The sequence below is a fragment of the Flavobacterium cyanobacteriorum genome (genome assembly GCF_002251835.1).
GTDB lineage: Bacteria > Bacteroidota > Bacteroidia > Flavobacteriales > Flavobacteriaceae > Flavobacterium > Flavobacterium cyanobacteriorum.
Genome location: NZ_NOXV01000012.1, coordinates 1 through 1,418 on the forward strand (window position 1 = coordinate 1; position 1,418 = coordinate 1,418).

A 1,418-nucleotide genomic window follows, 5' to 3' on the forward strand; every position below is an offset into this window, starting at 1 on the left:
AATGGTTAAGTTTGATAGTGTTAAATTTTATTTAGGACAGGATTGAATTTAGATTTATATGACAGCACCTATGACTTTATTTGTAACTCAATCAAAGTTCAAAATGCTAAAATACTTGAACTAGGCTGTGGTCCTGGCAATATCTCAAAATACTTGCTAAACAAGCGCAAAGACTTTGATTTACTTGGAATCGATGTTGCTCCGAATATGATAGAACTTGCAAAGATAAATAATCCTAATGGGCAGTTTCTCCAGATGGACATTAGAAACATAAATGAAATCAAGGGTAAATTCGATGGCATTATAAGTGGCTTTGTTTTACCATATATTTCCCATTTAGATAGTAATAAATTTTTGAATGACTGCTATGAACTTCTTAATGAAGGCGGGTTATTATATTTAAGTTTTGTTGAAGGTGACCCTGATAAATCTGACTATAAAACAGCAAGTACTGGTGATAGAAGTTTCTTCTATTATTATAATCTAGACGAATTAAAACAACAGCTCTTCAATCACAAATTTGGGGTACCTACGCTAATGAAAGTAGATTTCAAAAGATCTGAAACAGAGGTTGAAATACATACCATATTAATGACTTTTAAAACAACGAACCGCTAACACGGGTTTTGCGTCAGGCGGGGTGACGTGCAAACTTGGGGCTTTGTGCTTCTATTCAAGTTCAGTGCTGGTTGACAGTTTTGTGCTCCGAAACCCGCCCGAACGCAAAGCCCGAAACCGTTATGCGGCAGCTTAAAAGACACATCCTGAATGGAAAATAAAATCGTAAAATACTTTTCTCAAATTACTACTCTTAACCAAGACGAAGAAAAAGCATTGGAAGAAGGAATGGTAGTAACCAATCTCAAGAAAAACACTTTTTTGATTAAGGAAGGACAAACTTCAATCGACACTTATTTTATTCTTGAAGGATGCCTACGACAATATTGCGTGATTGACGGAGAGGAAAAAACAACCAATTTCTTTACCGAAGGGCAATGGGTTATTTCATTGAATGGTTTAACACAAAATACACCATCATTTCATAATTTGGTTTGTATGGAAGATACTTCATTAGTTATAGGCAACGAACAAAAAGCTCAAGAATTATTTAAGAAATTTCCTCGATTTGAAACCTTAGCCAGAGTTGTGGTTGAAAAATCTTTTGCTGAGCAACAACAATTAATGACCTCTTACCATACCGACACGCCTGAACAGAGATATTTAAAACTCTTGAAATCACGACCTGACTTATTTCAAAGAGTTTCGCAATATCATATGGCAAGTTATATTGGCGTTAAGCCCGAATCTTTGAGCAGAATTAGAAAAAGAATAATAGGCAAACTATAAACTGTTTTTGGTCATATATTAATTATTTTAGTACACGACAAAAAACATAATTGATTAAAAATCAATAAAAT

Annotated in this window: 2 protein-coding genes; both read left to right on the forward strand. The window is 34.1% G+C overall.

The window, feature by feature from the left end:
• Nucleotides 1-42: 42 nt before the first annotated feature.
• Entirely contained in the window at nt 43-618 is a 576-nt protein-coding gene (locus CHU92_RS00080; RefSeq protein WP_243389526.1) for a class I SAM-dependent methyltransferase, read from the forward strand.
• Nucleotides 619-768: 150 nt separating this feature from the next.
• Nucleotides 769-1,347: a Crp/Fnr family transcriptional regulator gene (locus CHU92_RS00085; protein WP_094411389.1), complete on the forward strand. Its 579-nt coding sequence runs from the start codon at nt 769-771 to the stop codon at nt 1,345-1,347.
• Nucleotides 1,348-1,418 lie beyond the last annotated feature (71 nt).

Excerpts from the sequence above, each read along its gene's own strand:
- CHU92_RS00085 (WP_094411389.1), top strand. The coding sequence starts at position 769 with ATGGAAAATAAAATCGTAAAATACTTTTCTCAAATTACTACTCTTAAC.